Source organism: Priestia sp. 53B2 (assembly GCF_056099005.1).
Genome location: NZ_JBLZXA010000009.1, coordinates 299166 through 318266, shown reverse-complemented (window position 1 = coordinate 318266; position 19101 = coordinate 299166). Strand labels below are relative to the sequence as shown.

At 38.9% G+C, this 19101-nt stretch carries 15 protein-coding genes; 12 read left to right on the top strand and 3 right to left on the bottom strand.

Annotation, left to right across the window (positions count from 1 at the left end):
* Positions 1-192: 192 nt before the first annotated feature.
* Positions 193-2001: a carbon starvation protein CstA gene (cstA, locus tag ACN6NE_RS10785; RefSeq protein ID WP_129705560.1), complete on the bottom strand. Its 1809-nt coding sequence runs from the start codon at positions 1999-2001 to the stop codon at positions 193-195.
* A 244-nt stretch (positions 2002-2245) separates the two neighbouring features.
* Here cstA and proB point away from each other — a divergent pair, with 244 nt between their 5' ends.
* From proB to ACN6NE_RS10770, 3 genes are all read left to right on the top strand, one after another.
* The gene (gene proB / locus ACN6NE_RS10780) at positions 2246-3079 is read left to right on the top strand and encodes a glutamate 5-kinase (protein WP_205654873.1); all 834 of its coding nucleotides are present in this window, start codon (positions 2246-2248) and stop codon (positions 3077-3079) included.
* The gene (locus ACN6NE_RS10775) at positions 3076-4320 is read left to right on the top strand and encodes a glutamate-5-semialdehyde dehydrogenase (protein ID WP_474325317.1); all 1245 of its coding nucleotides are present in this window, start codon (positions 3076-3078) and stop codon (positions 4318-4320) included. The genes proB and ACN6NE_RS10775 overlap by 4 nt, the downstream gene beginning before the upstream one ends.
* 129 nt (positions 4321-4449) lie before the next feature.
* A complete protein-coding gene (locus ACN6NE_RS10770; RefSeq protein ID WP_216888842.1) occupies positions 4450-4587 on the top strand; it encodes a hypothetical protein in 138 nt (45 codons plus the stop codon).
* Positions 4588-4659: 72 nt separating this feature from the next.
* On the opposite strand, the gene ACN6NE_RS10765 is transcribed toward ACN6NE_RS10770, so the two are convergent.
* Entirely contained in the window at positions 4660-6045 is a 1386-nt protein-coding gene (locus ACN6NE_RS10765) for a sugar porter family MFS transporter (RefSeq protein ID WP_340442462.1), read from the bottom strand.
* 189 nt (positions 6046-6234) lie between these two features.
* Between ACN6NE_RS10765 and ACN6NE_RS10760 the strand changes: the two genes are divergently transcribed.
* The 9 genes from ACN6NE_RS10760 (at position 6235) to ACN6NE_RS10720 (ending at position 17686) form a co-directional block, all read left to right on the top strand.
* The gene (locus tag ACN6NE_RS10760) at positions 6235-7011 is read left to right on the top strand and encodes an alpha/beta hydrolase (protein WP_474325316.1); all 777 of its coding nucleotides are present in this window, start codon (positions 6235-6237) and stop codon (positions 7009-7011) included.
* A 95-nt stretch (positions 7012-7106) separates the two neighbouring features.
* Positions 7107-8117, top strand: a complete 1011-nt coding sequence (locus ACN6NE_RS10755) for a LacI family DNA-binding transcriptional regulator (RefSeq protein WP_474325315.1) — start codon at positions 7107-7109, stop codon at positions 8115-8117.
* A gap of 144 nt (positions 8118-8261) precedes the next feature.
* On the top strand, positions 8262-9023 hold the full coding sequence (locus ACN6NE_RS10750) for a threonine/serine exporter family protein (protein ID WP_016765969.1): 762 nt from the start codon (positions 8262-8264) through the stop codon (positions 9021-9023).
* Positions 9024-9037: 14 nt separating this feature from the next.
* Positions 9038-9493, top strand: a complete 456-nt coding sequence (locus tag ACN6NE_RS10745) for a threonine/serine exporter family protein (protein WP_013059882.1) — start codon at positions 9038-9040, stop codon at positions 9491-9493.
* Positions 9494-9793: 300 nt separating this feature from the next.
* On the top strand, positions 9794-11200 hold the full coding sequence (locus ACN6NE_RS10740) for a cytochrome ubiquinol oxidase subunit I (RefSeq protein ID WP_129705545.1): 1407 nt from the start codon (positions 9794-9796) through the stop codon (positions 11198-11200).
* Positions 11187-12203, top strand: a complete 1017-nt coding sequence (gene cydB / locus ACN6NE_RS10735) for a cytochrome d ubiquinol oxidase subunit II (protein WP_474325314.1) — start codon at positions 11187-11189, stop codon at positions 12201-12203. The genes ACN6NE_RS10740 and cydB overlap by 14 nt, the downstream gene beginning before the upstream one ends.
* Positions 12203-13915: a thiol reductant ABC exporter subunit CydD gene (gene cydD, locus ACN6NE_RS10730; protein ID WP_474325313.1), complete on the top strand. Its 1713-nt coding sequence runs from the start codon at positions 12203-12205 to the stop codon at positions 13913-13915. The genes cydB and cydD overlap by 1 nt, the downstream gene beginning before the upstream one ends.
* Entirely contained in the window at positions 13912-15660 is a 1749-nt protein-coding gene (cydC, locus tag ACN6NE_RS10725; protein WP_474325312.1) for a thiol reductant ABC exporter subunit CydC, read from the top strand. Before cydD ends, cydC begins: the two co-directional genes overlap by 4 nt.
* A gap of 226 nt (positions 15661-15886) precedes the next feature.
* Positions 15887-17686 carry a cation:proton antiporter gene (locus tag ACN6NE_RS10720; RefSeq protein WP_474325311.1) on the top strand — a complete coding sequence of 600 codons (1800 nt, stop codon included), beginning with the start codon at positions 15887-15889 and terminating at the stop codon, positions 17684-17686.
* Positions 17687-17714: 28 nt separating this feature from the next.
* Here ACN6NE_RS10720 and ACN6NE_RS10715 read toward each other — a convergent pair whose 3' ends face one another.
* On the bottom strand, positions 17715-19091 hold the full coding sequence (locus ACN6NE_RS10715) for an O-antigen ligase family protein (RefSeq protein ID WP_474325310.1): 1377 nt from the start codon (positions 19089-19091) through the stop codon (positions 17715-17717).
* Positions 19092-19101 lie beyond the last annotated feature (10 nt).

The window sequence follows — 19101 nt, the reverse complement described above, 5'->3', positions numbered from 1 at the left end:
TAATTATAATTTGAAGTGTTAATTTTGAGATGTAGTCAATGGGGTACATAGCATGTGAAGTGTACGAACTATTTAAAAAATTTTCTGTATAGTATATTTAGTTTAATAATAAAAATGCCTGGTGTGCAATTATTTTGACCAGCTATTACCATATCAAAAACACGCTTGCTTATATAAGCAAGCGTGTTCGTTTTATATATTTTGTGTTAAGTTTGCTTTCGCTGCCAGCGCAGCCTGAGGCGTGCGCCAAAGCTGCGTCCATTTTTGAATCGCAGCAATCATAATAATGAGACCGAGTATAAGCATGATGATTGAAAGAGTCGCATTTAATATGCTGTAACCTGCCGCGGCTTCATTTAAATACACATTCTTAACCATCCAATAACCCGCATAGTTAACCGTTACGTAAAGGTAGGCTAATGGAATAAGGCAAGTAAGCATATAGGAACGTTTATCTGCAATTCTAAGAATGACGGTTGCTCCAATAATTAAACCAATAGAGGCCATTAACTGATTCGATACGCCGAACAGCGCCCAAACGGAGCCAATATCTCCTGAGAATAATAAGTAACCCCACATAAAACAGGCTAGGGCGCTTGCAAAAATGGACCCGGGAAGCCAGTCTACTCGCTTCAAAGGCTTATAAAATTCACCGAAAAAGTCTTGAATTAAATAGCGGGAAACGCGTGTGCCAGCGTCGATAGCAGTTAAAATAAACACTGCTTCAAACATAATGACGAATTGGAAAAAATAAGAAGATAGGTGGCTGAACCAAGGAATTTCCGTGAAGATATACGTCATTCCTACAGCCAGTGTAACAGCGCCCCCTGTACGGCCTTCTAAGTTTAGACCAATCTCTTGGCTAAGCTGAGGAAGAGCTGTCACGTTCATACCGAGCGTTTTAAACACTTCAGGTGTAGAGTTGATTGCAAAATAGTCTCCAGGATGTAAAGCTGTTGCGGCAATTAATGCCATAATTCCTACCAAGCATTCGACTAACATCGCCCCGAAGCCTACAACTTTAATGTCACTCCAACGGTCGAGCATCTTAGGGGTTGTCCCTGAACCAACAAATGCATGGAAGCCGGAAATAGCACCGCAGGCGATTGTAATGGAAATGAACGGCCACACAGGTCCTGCTAAAATAGGGCCGCCTCCGTGAATAAATTCAGTAACTGCAGGAAATGGAATTGCTGGATTTACGAAAAACACGCCTACAATCAGCGCGATAAAAACACCAATTTTCATAAAGCTGCTTAAATAATCTCGAGGTGCTAAAAGCAGCCAAACGGGCAAGGCTGCTGCGAAAAATGCATAAATGGGCAGAATAATTGAAAGTGTTTTAATATCTAGCGTTAAAAAATCTCCTAAAGCTGTTCCTTGAATATAAGGACCGCTAAATACGGCGATTAAAATTAAAATGAAGCCGACGGTAGAAGCCGCTTTTAAATTACCGGTTTTTTTGTGGTAAATACCTACCCCCATTGCGATCGGAATCGTAATTCCAACAGCGAATGTACCCCAAGGATTTTTCTCAAGTGCGTGTAGCACGACCATAGATAAACCGGCCATTGTGATGGTAATGATAAAAAGCATAGCTAAACCTGTACAAAAACCAGCGACGGGCCCTAGCTCTTTTTTAGCCACTTCTGAAAGCGACTGGCCTTTTTGGCGCATAGATGCAAATAACACAACTGCATCGTGAACGGCTCCTCCGATTACAGCTCCGATTAAAAGCCACAGCAGTCCGGGCAAATAGCCAAACTGAGCTGCTAAAATAGGTCCAACAAGCGGACCTGCAGCTGCAATAGCTGCAAAGTGATGACCAAATGTTACCCATCGGTTGGTTGGCACATAATCTTTTCCATCTTCAAGCTCATGTGCTGGCGTTTTTTGCGCATCGTTTAGTTTCAAGACCTTAACAGCCATGAATGTTCCATAAAGCCGATACGCAATCATTAAAATACAGATAGATCCAATAACAATCGTAACCGCATTCATTAAAAATCCCCCTATCCCTTAGTTGTCTGATGTTTGTACTAATACACAACGTTATGTAATTGTGTGTTCCCCTTACAACTTTCATTATAAAAGAAGAAAGCGCTTTTATCACCAGTTTTTCCCTTAATTATTTTAAAAATTAGAAAGTTCAAATTCCCTTTGAAAAACTATAAGACTTTTCGCATAATCTCTGCTATAATTTTTAAAAAAATTAGTACGCATTTAGGTGTTTTTAGTTAGGGAGATGAAAAGAGTGAACTATCGTCAAGAGTTACAAAATAGCAAGCGTATTGTAGTCAAAGTAGGGACATCTACGTTGACCTATGATAATGGAGATATTAACTTAGCACGCATTGAAAAACTAGCGCGTGTTTTATCTGATTTAATGAATGCAGGAAAAGAAGTTGTGCTTGTTACATCAGGTGCCGTTCAAGTGGGAGTGAAAAAACTAAAGTTAAAAGAAAAGCCAACTTCTATTCGAGAAAAACAAGCAGCAGCCTCTGTCGGGCAATGTGAGCTTATGCATATCTATAGCAAGTTCTTTGGTGAGTACAGTCACATTGTTGGTCAAGTACTGTTAACGAAAGATGTAATCGAAGATGAACATGTGCGCAATAACGTTGTGAACACGTTTGAAAAATTAATTGAAGACAAAGTGATTCCTATTGTGAATGAAAACGATACAGTTGCAATTGATGAGATTGAAAACATCGTGCGTTTTGGAGATAATGATAATTTATCTGCCATTGTTTCGGTTTTGATTCACGCAGATTTACTCGTTATTTTATCTGATATTGACGGTTTCTTTGATTCAGATCCCACAAAAAACCCTAACTCTAAATTAATGAAAGTAATAGACGGCATTACACCGGAACTTGAGAATTTTGCTGGAGATAGCGGAACTGATGTTGGAACAGGCGGAATGGTCACAAAGCTTACCGCTGCTAAAACAGCTACAAATGCAGGCGTGAGCTTAATCTTAGCAAATGGTAAAGAGCCAAGTATATTGCGAGATATTATTGAAGGCCAAGAAATTGGAACGTTATTCTTAAAACAAGCTGAAGGGGTAATGAAATGAGTGAATTGCAGCTTAAAGGAAAGCAGGCAAAAGAAGCCTCTTATTTCTTAGGAAATGTAACGAGCGAACAAAAACAGCAAGCGCTTTATAAAATGGCGGCTGCTTTATTAGATCAGCAAGAAGCAATTTTAAAAGCAAATGAATTAGACATAGAAAAAGCTGTTCAAAAAGGCACGTCAAAAGCAATGTTAGATCGTCTATCTTTAAATGAAGAACGGATTCATGGAATGGCAGACGGCCTGCGCCAAGTAGCTGCGCTTGCGGATCCAGTAGGAGAAGTGCTGTCTATGGCCAAACGGCCAAATGGCTTACAAATTGGGCAGCAGCGTGTACCTATTGGTGTAATAGGGATTATTTATGAAGCCCGTCCAAATGTTACATGCGATGCGGCAGGGTTATGCTTAAAAGCAGGAAATGCAGTTATTTTGCGCGGAGGCAGCGAGGCGTTTTATTCGAATCAAGCGATTGTTTCTGTATTATCTCAAGCTGCGGCAAGTGCAGGATTGCCTGAGCATAGCGTACAGCTTATTGAAGATACGTCGAGAGAAACAGCACTGGAATTAATGAAACTAAATGAATATATCGATGTATTAATTCCTCGAGGCGGTGCTGGTTTAATTGAAGCAGTAGTGAGAAATGCAACGGTTCCCGTTATCGAGACAGGAACGGGGAACTGTCACATTTATGTTGATGAAGAATATGACCGTGACATGGCTACTGATATTGTTATTAATGCAAAAACATCTCGTCCAGCGGTGTGTAACTCAGCCGAAAAGCTGATTATCCATAAACGAGCGGCTCATGAATTTTTGCCGATTATTGTTCAAGCGCTACGAGAGAAAGATGTAGAAGTACGCGGTGATGAACGTGCGGTAACAATCGTTCCAGATCTTGTTCCCGCAGGGGATGAGGATTGGAAGAAAGAATACTTGGATTTCATCATGGCGGTTAAAATCGTAGATGATATCGATGAAGCGATTTCCCATATTAATGTTCATAGTTCACATCATTCTGAAGCGATTGTCACAACAAATTATGCCCATGCTCAGCGTTTTTTACAGCGTGTTAATTCAGCCGCTGTTTATGTGAATGCTTCAACGAGGTTTACAGACGGAGAAGAGTTTGGTTTCGGGGCAGAAATCGGAATTAGTACACAAAAGCTTCATGCGCGTGGACCGATGGGATTAAAAGAATTAACAACGCTAAAATATATTATTTACGGAGATGGACAAATTCGATAAAAAAGAAGAGGCTGGGACGAAAATATTTTAGACAAAGTAAAAACGAACCATTGATCAAAATTTTTGATTAGTGGTTCGTTTTTTTGTTAGGATGAACATAGTTTTCATTTGTTTAGATTCTTCTAGTAGTTGATTGGAGAGCGAGACGAAGGATCCTGCGGGAAAAGCGGAACAGATGAGACCCCGCAGGAGCGCAAGCGACGAGGAGGCTCAGCGGCCGCCCGCGGAAAGCGAAGTCTTGCACGGAAATCAACTACGGTGTCATAAGCCGTTTAGCTCATGTATCCCATTTGTTCGTCTTTAGATTGGATTCATTTGGTTATATCCCAACCTCTTCTTTTACTTCCACATATGTTCAATTTCTTCAAGTGACTTTCCTTTTGTTTCCGGAACCCACTTCCATATAAACAAAAATGAAGCGAGACACATAACCATAAAGAATAAAAATGTAAAAGATCCTCCAGCTTTGTTCCAAAGGATAGGGAAAAACTGAGATACAAACCAATTAGCTACCCACAAGAAAAACGTAGAAATAGACATTGCATAGCCTCTCGCGTGATTAGGAAAAATTTCAGAAATCACAACCCATACAACCGGTCCCATAGAAATATTAAAAAGAAATAAATAAAAAACAATAAGTAAACTAGTAGTCAACCCTTCAGTACCTTGAAAATGAAACCCAAAGGAAACGAGAAGCTGCGTAACGGCCATACCAGCTGTGCCAATAAGCAATAAAGCTTTGCGGCCAATCCGGTCGATAAGCCACATGGAACAAAGAACGCCTAAAAAGGCAGCCACACCAATCATAGACGTAACAAGGAGCGATAAATCTCCTCTAGCTCCAGCTGCTTCAAAAACTTGCGGGGCGTAATAAATAATGGCATTAATTCCGACAAGCTGTTGAAAGGCTGCAAGTAGAATACCAATAAGCAGCGCTTTTCGAAGACAGGCCTCTTTAAAAAGCGAAAGAGAAGCTGGTTGATTTTCTTTTAACGATTGCTCAATATGATACAGCTCTTGGCGTGCAATGTGTGTACCATTGATTTTAATTAAAATGTCCATAGCTTCTAAAGTGCGGTTTGCTTTTACCAGCCACCTCGGACTTTCAGGAACAGGAGAAAGAATAAGAAGAAATAAAAGAGCTGGAATACCAGAAGCACCGATAATGTAGCGCCATCCCGTGGAATTCTGCCAAGCGTCTTCCCCAATAGATAAAATGTAGTCATTTACAAAATAGACAGAAACAATCCCAACGGCAACAGCAAATTGGTATAGAGAGCCTAAGCGGCCACGCATGTGCGGAGGGGCTATTTCAGAAATATAGGTAATAGAAAGAACAGAAGCCATACCAATGCCTAGTCCTCCAATAATTCGAGAAATAATCACAAAAGAGATGGATGAAGATAGCGCTTGCATAATTGCGGATACGACAAATAAAGAAGCTGCTAAAAGTAAGATGCTTTTTCTACCGAATCGATCACTCAGTTTTCCCGAAGCAAGTACCCCAACGGCACCACCGAGCAGCAGACTAGATACAACAAAACCTACCATCGTTGGACTAAGATTAAAATGTACTTTCATCAACCCAATAGCTCCTGAAATGACGGCTGTGTCATAGCCGTAAAGCAACCCTCCAAAAGCAGCTGCACATGAAATGAAAATCACGAAAAATAGATTTCCTTTTTGCTCCTTATACTCGTCAGAAGTTACTTTTACTATCCCCATATAAATTCCTCCTTTGAATCACCGTCACTATTTCAATTAAAAAAACGTTATACGTAAAACGTTTTCATAAAAGATGTTATTATGTTAAACTAAAAATTGTAAATAATCAAACTATTTTTCAACTTTTATATGAATTATGTACGTTTTGTTATCAACCAATAGGGAAGAAAAAATAGGGGGAAGAGAAATATGGCGTTTATGCAATGTGATTTTTTTTCAGAAGTATTGCAAATAAGTACTTCAATGAACGTTTTGATACCGCAGCAAACAAAATCTCAAATTGGTTTACAAACCAATACAAGAAGTGAGAAACACCCTACGCTCTATTTATTACACGGTCTTTCTGATGATCATACGATATGGATGAGAAGAACTTCGATTGAACGCTACGCATCAGAATTAGGACTTGCAGTTGTAATGCCAAATGTAGATCGCAGCTTTTATAGAGATATGGCTTATGGAAAGAAGTATTGGACGTTTGTAACAGAAGAACTTCCTCACTTGGCTAGATCATTCTTTCCGTTATCGGAAAAAAGAGAAGATAATTTTGTAGCTGGCCTTTCTATGGGAGGGTACGGCGCGTTAAAATGGGCGTTTCGCAAACCACATCAATTTTCTGCAGCTGCCAGTTTATCAGGAGTGATGGACGTTGAAGGGCTTGAAGGGCGAGGAGAAGTTCAGTTCTTAGATTATCCTTTGATTTTTGGCATGCCCCCTGTTATTAGACCTGAGGATGATCTTTTCTGGCTGCTTGAAAATCGCCGGCGCTATGGAGAAGTGACTCCGTGTATTTATCAATGCTGTGGAACGGAAGATTTTTTATATCAGGAAAATAAACGTTTTTCCGAGCGTTGTAAGCAAGAGCCTATTTGTTTTACATATGAAGAAGGAAAAGGAAGTCACGACTGGGCATATTGGGATCAAAAAATTCAAGATGTGTTAAAGTGGCTGTTTAGTGAAAAGTAGGGAAGGTAGTTTTCAGTGGTGCCGGCTTCTAGTAATATAATAAAGAAAAATGTTTACTTGGTCGATAGACTAAAAGGAAATGGGAGTCGGTACGAATGGGGAGAAAAAAAGTCACGATTACAGAAGTAGCAAAAGAAGCGGGTGTTTCATTAGCTACGGTATCAAGAATCTTCAATAATAAAGAAGGTAAAATTAAAATTAGTGAAACAACTAAACAAAAAGTGCTAAAAGCAGCAGCTCATTTGGGGTATCAGACGAATCCATTTGCGGCAGCTCTTCGGGCCCAAAAAACAGGGATTATCGGGATATTAATTAGAGATTTAAAAGATCCGTTTCTAATTGAACTATTAAAAAAGGTACAGCAACAAGTCCAAAGTCGAGGGATGGACGTTCTTATTGGACACACGGATTACGAAGAAACAACGGCTGAGCGTCAATTAAATGTTATGATGAACCATTGGTTTGATGGGGTCATTTTATTAGACTATGTAGCTGCTCAGCATCCGTTTGTAGATGTATTAAAACAATATCAAACGCCTTACGTTTCTCTTACAGGAGACGCCTCTTCTGCACTTTGGCCGATTGTACATGTAGATGATGCGGTGGGAATGCAATTAGCTGTTGCTCACTTAACGGACCTTGGTCATAAGAATATAGGGTTCGTTGGAAAAGCTGTAAGCGAAGTCGAGCACCGTCTGTCTCTTTTTTATCAGTATGTACCGTCAGCAAACGCAAAGTTTGTGAAAGAAGATATGAATAACTCAGATGAACTATATCAGTTTATAAATGAGCTAGCTCATCATCCAGAGCCTCCAACTGCGCTTATTTGTGCTACGGATTACATCGCCCTGAAAGTGATACACTGTGCGTGGCAAAATGGGCTTCACGTTCCATCAGATTTGTCTGTTATAGGGTTTGATGATATTACTGAAGCTAGTGAAGCGCATCCTCCACTAACAACTATCCGTCAACCGATGGGAAAAATGGCTGAAAAAGCAGTAAACCTCTTACTTCAGCAAATTCAGGATCAGCAAGAAATAGATCAGATACAGTATAAAATGGCACCTATATTAGTAGAGCGTGAGACCACAAAACGTATGAATTGATAAGGAATGTATATACTATTCCTGAAAGTGTGAGACAAAAAGTCCACACTTTTTTACATTAACCATTGCGTCCACTTCCCTCTTTCTTATACACTGTATGCTGTAGGGGAAAAAACCAAGCTTTAATATGTTTGGAGCGATTTGATGACACAACAAAAATTAGATAAATATGAAATTATGGACGTTAGCTTACTAGCAGGTAAAATTATGTTAGAAAGCGGGGCAGAAACGTATCGAGTAGAGGACACAATGATGCGGATTGCAGCGTCTTACGGTATAAAAAAATCCCACAGCTATGTGACGCCAACAGGGATTATGTTTTCACTTGAAACGAAAGAACCGACGAAAACGAAGTTAATTCGTATTTCCGAACGAACGACAGATTTAAAAAAAGTAACCATGGTAAATAGCGTCTCAAGAACAATCAGTCAAGGAAACATCTCCTTGGAGGAAGCGTATGAAATGCTACAAGAAATTGAAGCAACAAACGTAGCTTTTCCACTATGGGTTCAACTTGCAGCTGCATCCATTTCTAGCGGATGCTTTTTAATCATGTTTCAAGGTTTATGGACGGACTTTATTCCAGCTATGTTTTCAGGAGGTCTCGGATTTTTAACCGTGGTGTATTTCCACCGTCTTATTCCGATTCGCTTTTTTGCTGAGTTTACCGCTTCGTTAGTTATTGGACTTTTATCAGCTCTTTTAGTCGCTTCAGGAGTAGGCACGCAAATTGATAAAATTATTATTGGGTCCGTTATGCCACTCGTTCCTGGCTTATCCATTACCAATGCAGTGCGAGATTTAATGGCGGGACATTTACTGTCTGGATTATCAAAAGGAGCAGAAGCGTTTCTGACGGCATTCGCTATCGGTGCAGGTATTGCCATTGTATTTACACTTCTATAGAAGGGAGGCATCATATGCATATCGTAGAGCAGATAATTACAAGTTTTATTGCTTCAGCAGCATTTGGGATCATCTTTAATGTTCCACGTGAATCATTATTAAAAAGTGGCTTTGTCGGAATGATTGGCTGGCTCATTTACTATTTGCTAACGTTCTATGGCGTAGATGAAATTCCAAGCACAGTTGCATCGGCCTTCTTTATTGCTATTATTAGTCAAATTTACGCAAAAATTTATCGAACGCCGATCATTATTTTCACCGTAGCAGGTATTATTCCGCTAGTTCCGGGAGGAACAGCATACGATGCCATGCGTAACTTTGTAGAAAATAACTATAATGAAGCGATTAGTCTTGCAGCAAAAGCCTTTATGATTTCAGGTTCAATTGCCATTGGTATTGTGTTTTCTGAAGTCATCAACCAAATCATTCGTCAGTCTAAATTAAATGCCAAAGCAAAATATCGACCATAGAGAAGCAAGCTCAAATTAGAGCGTGCTTTTTTTATGAAAAAATAAAGAGATCCTTCACTTTTTTGTCACAAGAAAGTCACGTTTTAGTCTAAAAACGTTCAAAAAATGTACGTGCACAGCTAAAAAAATAGACTATACTATGTAAATAGAAAGAGAGATATTACATATGTATGTGAAACATTGAGCATATTTCTCGAATTATTATGCTCAATGTTTCACAATGTAAGTAAAAGATGCTCAGAAATGAGCAAAGTATGTATGGAAATGATGAATGTTCTTATATATGAAAGGAGAAAGAAGATGGATACAGTTATACTATCACGTATTCAATTTGCATCAACGACGCTGTTTCATTTTATCTTTGTACCGCTATCTATAGGTCTTGTCTTTTTAGTAGCGATCATGGAAACGATGTACGTAGTAAAAAAAGGTGAACAGTATAAAAAGATGGCAAAGTTTTGGGGGCACTTATTCCTGATTAACTTTGCTGTCGGCGTCGTAACAGGTATTTTACAAGAATTTCAGTTTGGCATGAACTGGTCAGAGTACTCACGGTTTGTAGGAGATGTATTCGGTGCGCCGCTTGCTATTGAAGCACTGCTAGCATTTTTTATGGAGTCCACTTTCCTCGGACTGTGGATTTTCGGGTGGGATCGTTTGCCTAAATGGCTGCACTGTCTATGTATTTGGCTTGTTAGTCTAGGTACTATTTTTTCAGCGTTCTTTATTTTAACGGCTAATTCTTTTATGCAGCATCCGGTTGGAATGGAGCTGAATAATGGCCGTTTAGAAATGAATGACTTCTTTAAATTGTTAACAAATGGTCAGCTGTGGGTTGAATTCCCTCATACCATTTTAGGTTCGTTTGCAACAGGCGCCTTTTTTATCACGGGTGTCAGTGCCATTATGCTCTTGAAGAAAAAACATTTGGCTTTTGCCAAAAAATCATTTCAAGTTGCCATTATTGTAGGGTTAGTTTCAGGTGTGGGAATTGCGTTATCTGGTCATGAACAGGCCGGATACTTAGTTAAAACACAGCCGATGAAAATGGCCGCAAGTGAAGGATTATGGGAAAACAGCGGAAGTCCAGGCGCTTGGACGGTAACAGCAAATATTCACCCCGATGAAAAGAAAAATACGGGCGAAATCAAAATACCTTATTTATTAAGCTTCTTATCATACGGGAAATTTTCAGGTTCCGTTCCTGGGATGAACGAGCTGCAGGAGCAGTATACGGCGAAATATGGAGCAGGAAATTATATTCCACCCGTTCGGACAACATTTTGGAGTTTCCGCATTATGGCTGGTCTAGGTGGCGTATTATGTGCATTAGGCATTTGGGGCACGTACTTGCTTTCTCGTAAAAAACTTCAAGAGAGCAAACTATTTTTACGTATTATGACGATTGCCATTGCCTTTCCGTTCCTTGGAAGCTCAGCAGGTTGGATTATGACAGAGATTGGCCGTCAGCCCTGGGTTGTATTTGGCTATATGAAAACGGAAGATGCCGTGTCTCCTGGTGTAACAGCAGGTGAATTGCTGTTTTCTATTATCTCGTTTTCGTTCTTTTATTTAATTTTAGCTGTGATTATGGTGTTCTTGTTCGTTAAAGAAATTAAAAAAGGTCCGGATCACGATCACGAAGCACATACAAAAGTAGTATCAACTGATCCGTTTACAAAGGAGGGATACAATGTTTTCTCTTAATGAATTCTGGTATTTACTAGTATCCATTCTGTTTGTTGGTTTTATCTTTTTAGAAGGCTTTGATTTTGGGATTGGAATGGTGTCTCGTTTTTTAGGAAGAAACGACTTAGAGCGACGAGCTTTCATTAATACAATCGGTCCTTTTTGGGATGCAAATGAAGTTTGGCTAATTTCAGCAATCGGTGCTATGTTTGCCGCTTTTCCAAACTGGTATGCAACGCTATTAAGCGGGTCATATGTTCTTTTTGTTCTTCTGTTGCTGTCGCTGATTGGCCGCGGTGTAGCATTTGAATTTCGAGGGAAAGTTGAAAAACAAGCGTGGAAAAATGCGTGGGATTGGGTTATCTTCTTTGGAAGTCTTTTTCCACCGCTCATTTTTGGTGTCTTATTTTCAGCGTTAATGAAAGGACTGCCTGTTGAGCGCAACATGCAAATGAATGCCGGCTTTTCGGATATTGTTAATCTATATACCATAACAGGCGGCATTACGTTAACAATGCTTTGCTTATGGCACGGACTTATTTTTGCGACGATCCGTACGATGGACGATATTAGAGATCGTTCACGGAAGGTCGCTATGAAGCTTTTGCCTGTGAATGCCTTGCTGCTTCTTATCTTTTCAGGCATGACGTTTTTTGAAACAGATTTATTCAGTAATCATAGCCGCTTGATGCTATATACATTTTTCATCGGTATTTTCGTGTATTTACTAGCAGGATTTTTCCTTACACGAAAAAAAGACGGATGGGCATTTGCTATGTCTGGCTTAATTTTGATTTTATCAATTTCCTCTATATTTGCAGGGTTGTTTCCAACCGTTTTGGTTAGTTCAATCAATGAAAGCTATAGTTTAACGATTCATAATGCAGCATCAGGGAATTATTCCTTAAAAATTATGTCTTACGCTGCTATTGCATTACTGCCTTTTGTGTTAGGTTATCAAATTTGGAGCTACTACGTTTTCAGAAAACGTGTAGATCATAAGGAGCATATGGAGTATTAATGGGTAGAAATTTAATGGTTTACAACGGAATAAAAATGGTTCTTGCCATGTTAATAGGGCTCATTACTATTCAAAGTGTAGCCATTATTTTTCAAGCTAAGTGGCTCGCCGAAGTAATTACCGCTCTTTTTCATGGTGAAAGTTTAACTTCGCAGACAAAAGCAATCGGATTGTTTTTGTCTGCCTTTATGATTCGTCATATCGTAGGTTTTATAGTAAAAAAAACAGCATATCAATTTGGAGTCAAAACGACTCAGGAACTTCGTTTGATAGTCATGCAAAGCATTTTTTCATTAGGACCGCGTTTTACCAAAGATGAAGGAACAGGAAACTTGGTGACGCTCATCACCACAGGCCTACAGAAACTTCGCGCTTATCTCGAGCTGTTTTTGCCTAAACTGGCCGCCATTAGCGTTACGCCTTGGCTAGTGCTTGCTTTCGTCTGGTACCATGATCGGCTTTCAGGCATTATTTTACTTGTGACCATGCCAATTTTAATTTTATTTATGATTTTGCTTGGATTGGCTGCACAAAAAAAAATAGATAGCCAATGGGAGACATATCACGTGTTGTCCAACCACTTTGTAGATTCGCTTCGAGGGTTAGAAACTTTAACATTTCTCGGGAAAAGTAAGGAACATGCTGAAACGATTGAAAGAGTCAGTGACCGTTATCGAAAAGCGACCATGGGAACGCTCCGAATTGCTTTTTTATCTACGTTTGCTCTAGATTTCTTTACGATGTTATCTGTAGCCATCGTGGCTGTTATGCTTGGTTTGCGGCTGGTAAACGGGTCTATGACATTAGAGCCTGCACTTATGATTTTATTGCTGGCGCCTGAATATTTCCTGCCGATACGAGAAGTCGGAAACGATTACCATGCAACATTAGACGGAAAAGAATCCGGAGATGCATTACTTAAGATTGTGAAGCAGGCTGAAAAACCGCCGGCTAAAAAAGAAGATGTTCCTAGTTGGACTAAAAGCAGTGAACTTCAATTACGTTATATCACTGTAAAATATGACAAAGAGCAGCCACCTTCTCTTGAAGAGGTGTCACTGCATGTTAAAGGAATACAGAAAATTGGAATCATCGGAAAAAGCGGAGCTGGAAAATCGACACTTATTGATATACTAAGTGGCTTTGTACAATCTACAGAAGGCTCTGCTGAAGTAAACGGCGTGCCAATTGATTTACGCTCAGATGCTTGGCAAAAGCAGATTACGTATATCCGTCAGCACCCATTTATTTTTAATGGAACAGTAAAAGAAAATATTGAATTTTATCAAGATAGAGGCGGCTCATATGATTATGAAGATGCTTTAACGAAAGCAGGACTTTTATCAACGGTTCAACAGATGCCTAAGAAGGAAAATGAAATGATAGGAGATGGGGGACGGCAGCTTAGCGGCGGCCAAGCTCAAAGAATTGCTCTAGCAAGGGCATTTCTAAGCGACCGTCCTATTATTATGCTTGATGAACCAACGGCACAAGTCGATATTGAAACGGAATATGAATTAAAGCAAGATATTTTAACAATGTTCCAAGAGAAGTTATTTATTTTAGCTACGCACCGTCTGCATTGGATGAAAGACATGGATCTCATTGTTGTAATAGAGGACGGAAAGGTTGCAGAAATCGGTAATCATCAAGAACTGATTCAAAAAAAAGGAGCTTACTATCAATTTTTACATGAAGAGGAGGAGATATGATGAAATATAAAAGTTGGATATGGCCCTACTTTAAAACATATAAATATCGTATCTTTTCTATCTTATTACTAAGCTTGTTAACGATTGGTTCTGCTTGCGCGCTAATGTTCACGTCAGGTTATTTGATTTCAGCTTCTTCCTTACAGCCAGAAACGATTTTATTGGTGTATGTTCCAATTGTACTTGTGCGTACATTTGGCTTAAGCCGAGCAGCTTTCCGTTATGCGGAGCGTCTTGTCAGTCACGATTTTATTCTTCGTATTTTAGCTAAAATGCGGACGCGTCTTTATTATTTGATTGAACCGTTAATTGCTACATCTCGCTATCAAACAGGAGATGTTTTAGGAGTTCTTGCGGAAGATATTGAAAGTTTACAAGACTTGTTCTTGCGTACCATTCTTCCAACAATTTCAGCTGTTATTTTATACGTTATTTCGATTGTAGCTTTAGGGTTCTTTAGCCTAAAGTTTGCATGTTTGATTGCTATCTATTTATTTTTATTAGTAGTAGTGATGCCGCTTTTTTCCCTTTGGCATATGAAGGCAGCCAATCAGAGATATAAATTAAGCAAAGCACAGTTATATGCCAAGGTCACAGATGGCTTTTTAGGAGTGGCTGATTGGGTGTTAAGCGGTCAGCAGCAGTCATTTTTTCGTTCGTATAACAAAACAGAAAATGAGTTAGACGGCATGGATCGTAAGCTTAAACTATGGACGTATTACCGAGAATTGTTTGGACAACTTATTGTAGCAGGTTTAATTGTCACAATGATTTGGTTTGGGGCTTCTCTTTTTGCAGATAAAGAGCTTGCAGGTGTGTTTATTGTTGCTTTTATTTTAGTAGTATTTCCTTTATCTGAAGCCCTGCTGCCAGTATCCAATGCAGTAGAAAAGATTCCTCAGTTTGAAGAATCATTAAATAAAGTACAGGCAATGGAAAAGAACTGGGAAGATGTGAACGAAAAGAAAAAACATACTCGTTCTCTACCTTATAAAGGTTCATGGAATTCGGTTAGATTAAAAGTTGAGCATGTAAGCTTTCGCTATAGTAATGAGGAGGAGTCAGTAATTCATGATCTTTCATTTCAAGTCGAGCAAGGGAAAAAAATTGCGATTCTTGGCAAGAGTGGAGCTGGAAAATCGACTCTATTAAAGTTGCTGCAAGGCTCCTTAGTACCTACAGAAGGTACAGTTCAGCTAAACGGTCAGTCTGTTGCTGAGGTTCGTGAAGACGTACCAAAACTCATCTCTGTATTAAATCAAAATCCTTATTTATTTAATACAAGCGTAGCCAACAATTTATTACTAGCTAATGAAGAGGCCACAAAAGAAGAAGTAATTGAGGCCATGAAGCAAGTGAATATGCACTCCCTTGTGGAAGGTTTGCACCAAGGATATCAAACGCCGATGCTAGAAACAGGTCAGCGCTTCTCGGGAGGGGAACGTCAGCGGATTGCGTTAGCACGTGTTTTGCTTCAGCATACGCCAATTGTTATGCTAGATGAGCCAACTGCAGGGTTGGATGCTATGACTGAAAAGCGTCTGTTATCCACTATCTTTGAAACTCTTCAAGACAAAACCTTAATTTGGGTTACGCACAATTTAGTTGGGATGGAAAAAATGGATGAAATCTTATTTTTGCAGGATGGTAAGATAGCCATTCGAGGAACGCATGATGAATTACTTGCGACGAACAGTCACTATCAAAAGCTATATGAATTGGATCATCCGGCAAAAAGCCTTTAGCAGAAGCTAAAGGCTTTTTATTATTTGATAATAAAGTGAAATTCGACAAACACGAGTAAAATATGTGTCGAATGAAAGAAAACAGCTTGGATTCAAAGAAAAGAGTATGCGTTTAGCATTTTTGAAAAAGTGGTAAAACAAGGTAGTGTTTGTTTCTTCCTGTATAACATCGGTTTATTTTAGGGAAAATATATACACATTATGCGAACGAGAGAAGGAAGATACAATGGAACCTATGCTTATACATATCACGCTTGTAGTGGGACTAGGAGTTCTATCTCAGTGGCTGGCTTGGAGATTTAAGTTACCAGCAATTGTCGTGATGTCAATTATCGGACTACTAACAGGCCCTATTTTAGGTTTAATTGATCCTAAAGCACAATTTGCTCAGCTTTTTGATCCTTTTGTATCGATTGCTGTAGCTGTTATTTTATTTGAAGGCAGCTTGAATTTAGACATGAGAGAGGTAAGGGGAATCGAAAAGCCCGTGTTTCGCATTGTGACGCTCGGAGCCATGCTAGCTTGGGTTTTAGGCTCTTTAGCTGCTCATTATATAGCAGATTTATCATGGGCGGTGGCAATTGTTATCGGAGGGCTTTTTATTGTGACGGGTCCAACCGTGATTCTACCTCTTTTACGACAAGCTAAATTAAAACCAAAACCAGCAGCGATTTTAAAATGGGAAGGTATTATTGTTGATCCCTTTGGTGCACTGCTGGCCGTTTTTTCGTTTGAAATTGTTCAATTTTTAGTGCTGAGAGAAGTGAGTGGAAAAAAAATTCTCTTTTTCTTCATAGCCTCTATTATTGCTGTTTTAATAGGGTGGCTTCTTGGCCGCGGAATAGGATGGATGTTTCAAAAGGGTCATATTCCAGAGTATTTAAAATCTCCAGTCGTATTTATTGTCGTTATTGCCTGCTTTACGATAGCTGATGAAATTAAGCATGAAACAGGTCTTCTAGCAGTAACAGCGATGGGGATTACGCTTGCTAATATGCATATTTCATCTATTAGTGATATGCGACATTTTAAAGAGAACATTTCGGTTCTATTGACTTCTACTATTTTTATCATGTTAACGGCTGGACTGACGATGAAGACCATTACTGAAATTTTTCATTGGAATATTATTTTGTTTGTTTTACTTATGCTGTTTATTGTCAGACCTGTCTCCATCTTTTTATCAACGGTAGGGACAGATTTATCGATAAAAGAAAAAATACTGATTGGCTGGATTGCCCCGCGCGGCATTGTGGCGTTAACGGTCTCAAGTTACTTTGCGAAAGTACTAATCGATGAAGGATTTAAAGATGCTTCCATCCTAACAACGCTGACATTTGCTTTAGTATTTGCTACGGTTTGTGCACACGGTTTTTCCCTTTCATGGCTAGCTAAGAAGCTTGATTTATCAATTGGAGAAGAACCTGGTATTTTGCTTGTAGGAAGCAATGATTTTACGGTTGCCTTTGCTTCCAATTTAAAACAGCTGGGCTATCCAGTGTTAGTTGCTGATTCTTCGTGGGAGCGGTTAAAAGTTGCGCGCAGAGCGGAAGTAGATGTATATCACGGAGAAGTTCTAGCTGAGCAAACGGAATATCATCTAGATTTAACTCCTTATGAATACGTGATTGCTGCAACTGAGTTAGATGCATATAATGCACTTGTTTGTACTGCTTTTCTTCAAGATATGGGACGGAACAATGTTTTTCAATTAAGTATTCGTGACCAAGAAGATTCAAGAGAAGATGTCGATGAAATTATGCACACGGTAAGAGGACGCATGCTCTTTAAGAAAGGAATTACGTGGGAGTTTCTGCATCATAAAATGGAGCATGGATATACGATTTACAATACAAAAATTACGGATGAATATACGTATGAAACATATCTTGAGGAGAAAAGCGATGATTCTCTTTTACTAGCAGTGAGCAAGCAAGGAAAGGCATTGAGTTTTTTTGCTCATGATCAAGAAATAAACGTTAATGCGGGTGATACGGTGTTAAGCCTTCAGTCATTAAAAAGATAAAAAAACAGGCCTTCAATGGCCTGTTTTTTTATGCTTGTCTTTGTTTGAAATGAATGACGAACAGATAAGCAGCAGCTGCTGCAAAATAGATAGTAACGGCTGGTGCGGTGAAGACATGCCCAGCTACAAAAGCAATTCCAAGAGCTAATACAATTGCTGTAATATACATCATAAAGCTTTCATCAAGAAGCTGTGATGGGTCTTTAAATAATCGAACCAATACGGTTAAACCAACTACTAGAAGTGGAAGAACCCATAGTAAAAATCCGATGATACCTAAAGAGAAAAACAGATCATAAAAATCCATTTCAATCATCTTTGGCGGAAGCTGTTTGGTATAGTCACCAGAAAAGCCCATACCTATCATTTTTCTTGCAATAGGTGCTTTTGCATACTCTTCCTTATGATGAGCTAAAAATTGCTCACGGCTGCTTAGAATCAGATTTTGAATATCTTTGTCATCTAAATTTGATTCCTTTTGTTTTTTCTTTTTAGCTGGCTTTTCTTTTTCTTTCTTTTCCGGCTTTTCTTGCTTTGTTTTCTCTTTTTTAGCCTCTAACATATCGATGTGCGTATATGTGTTTTTATAAGCTGGAGAAATAGGAGTGGTTGCTCCGGTTACAATTAAAAGCAGAATTGAAATGACTAAGTTGGCTTTAATTAAGCTGCGTTTATTCGTAAATAATTTTGCAAATAAGACAACTGTTGCTACAACTAAAGAAAGAATAACGGCACCTAAGCCTACTTTCGTTCCAAGCATGATGGACGAAACGGCTAACAAGATAAAAGGAATCCAGTAATAAGCTTTTGAAAACGAACGTACTTTATCTAAAGCTAAAAGCAGTGTGAGAGGAAGCAAAATAGCAATGGTTGCTCCTAGCTCATTCGCTGCATAAAACCAGCCTTTGAATCCGATTTTATTATACTGATAACTCTCTAGTGCTGTACCTGTTAGCATTGTACCGATAAAAACAATACTGATGATGAGTGAAGCAGTCAATAAGTTTTTGCTCAGTACTCTTTTTACATCCACGGAAGATCGATAATGTGAAAACATCACAATCATTCCAAGTAATGTAACGTTCATATAAACAACTTTATTGAAAAATTTAATTTCTTGCCCAATATAATAAGGATCTTTCCATTGATGATTTAAGTAGATATTGAGTCCAAGAAAGAGTGCAAAAACAATAAGGTAGATAATCGAATATCTAGCCCATTTTGATTGTTTGGCAAACACTAAAAGTAGGACACCTGCAAAAATCATATATAGAAAGCGAATAACAACCCCAATTGAGAGACCACTATCCATGTTCAAAACCATGTACGTCGTTAGCATATCAATAATTGGCTGAATTGAAATAAAACCAACGAACAGAAAAAATAACCAGTATGTGTTCTTCATATAGTACTCT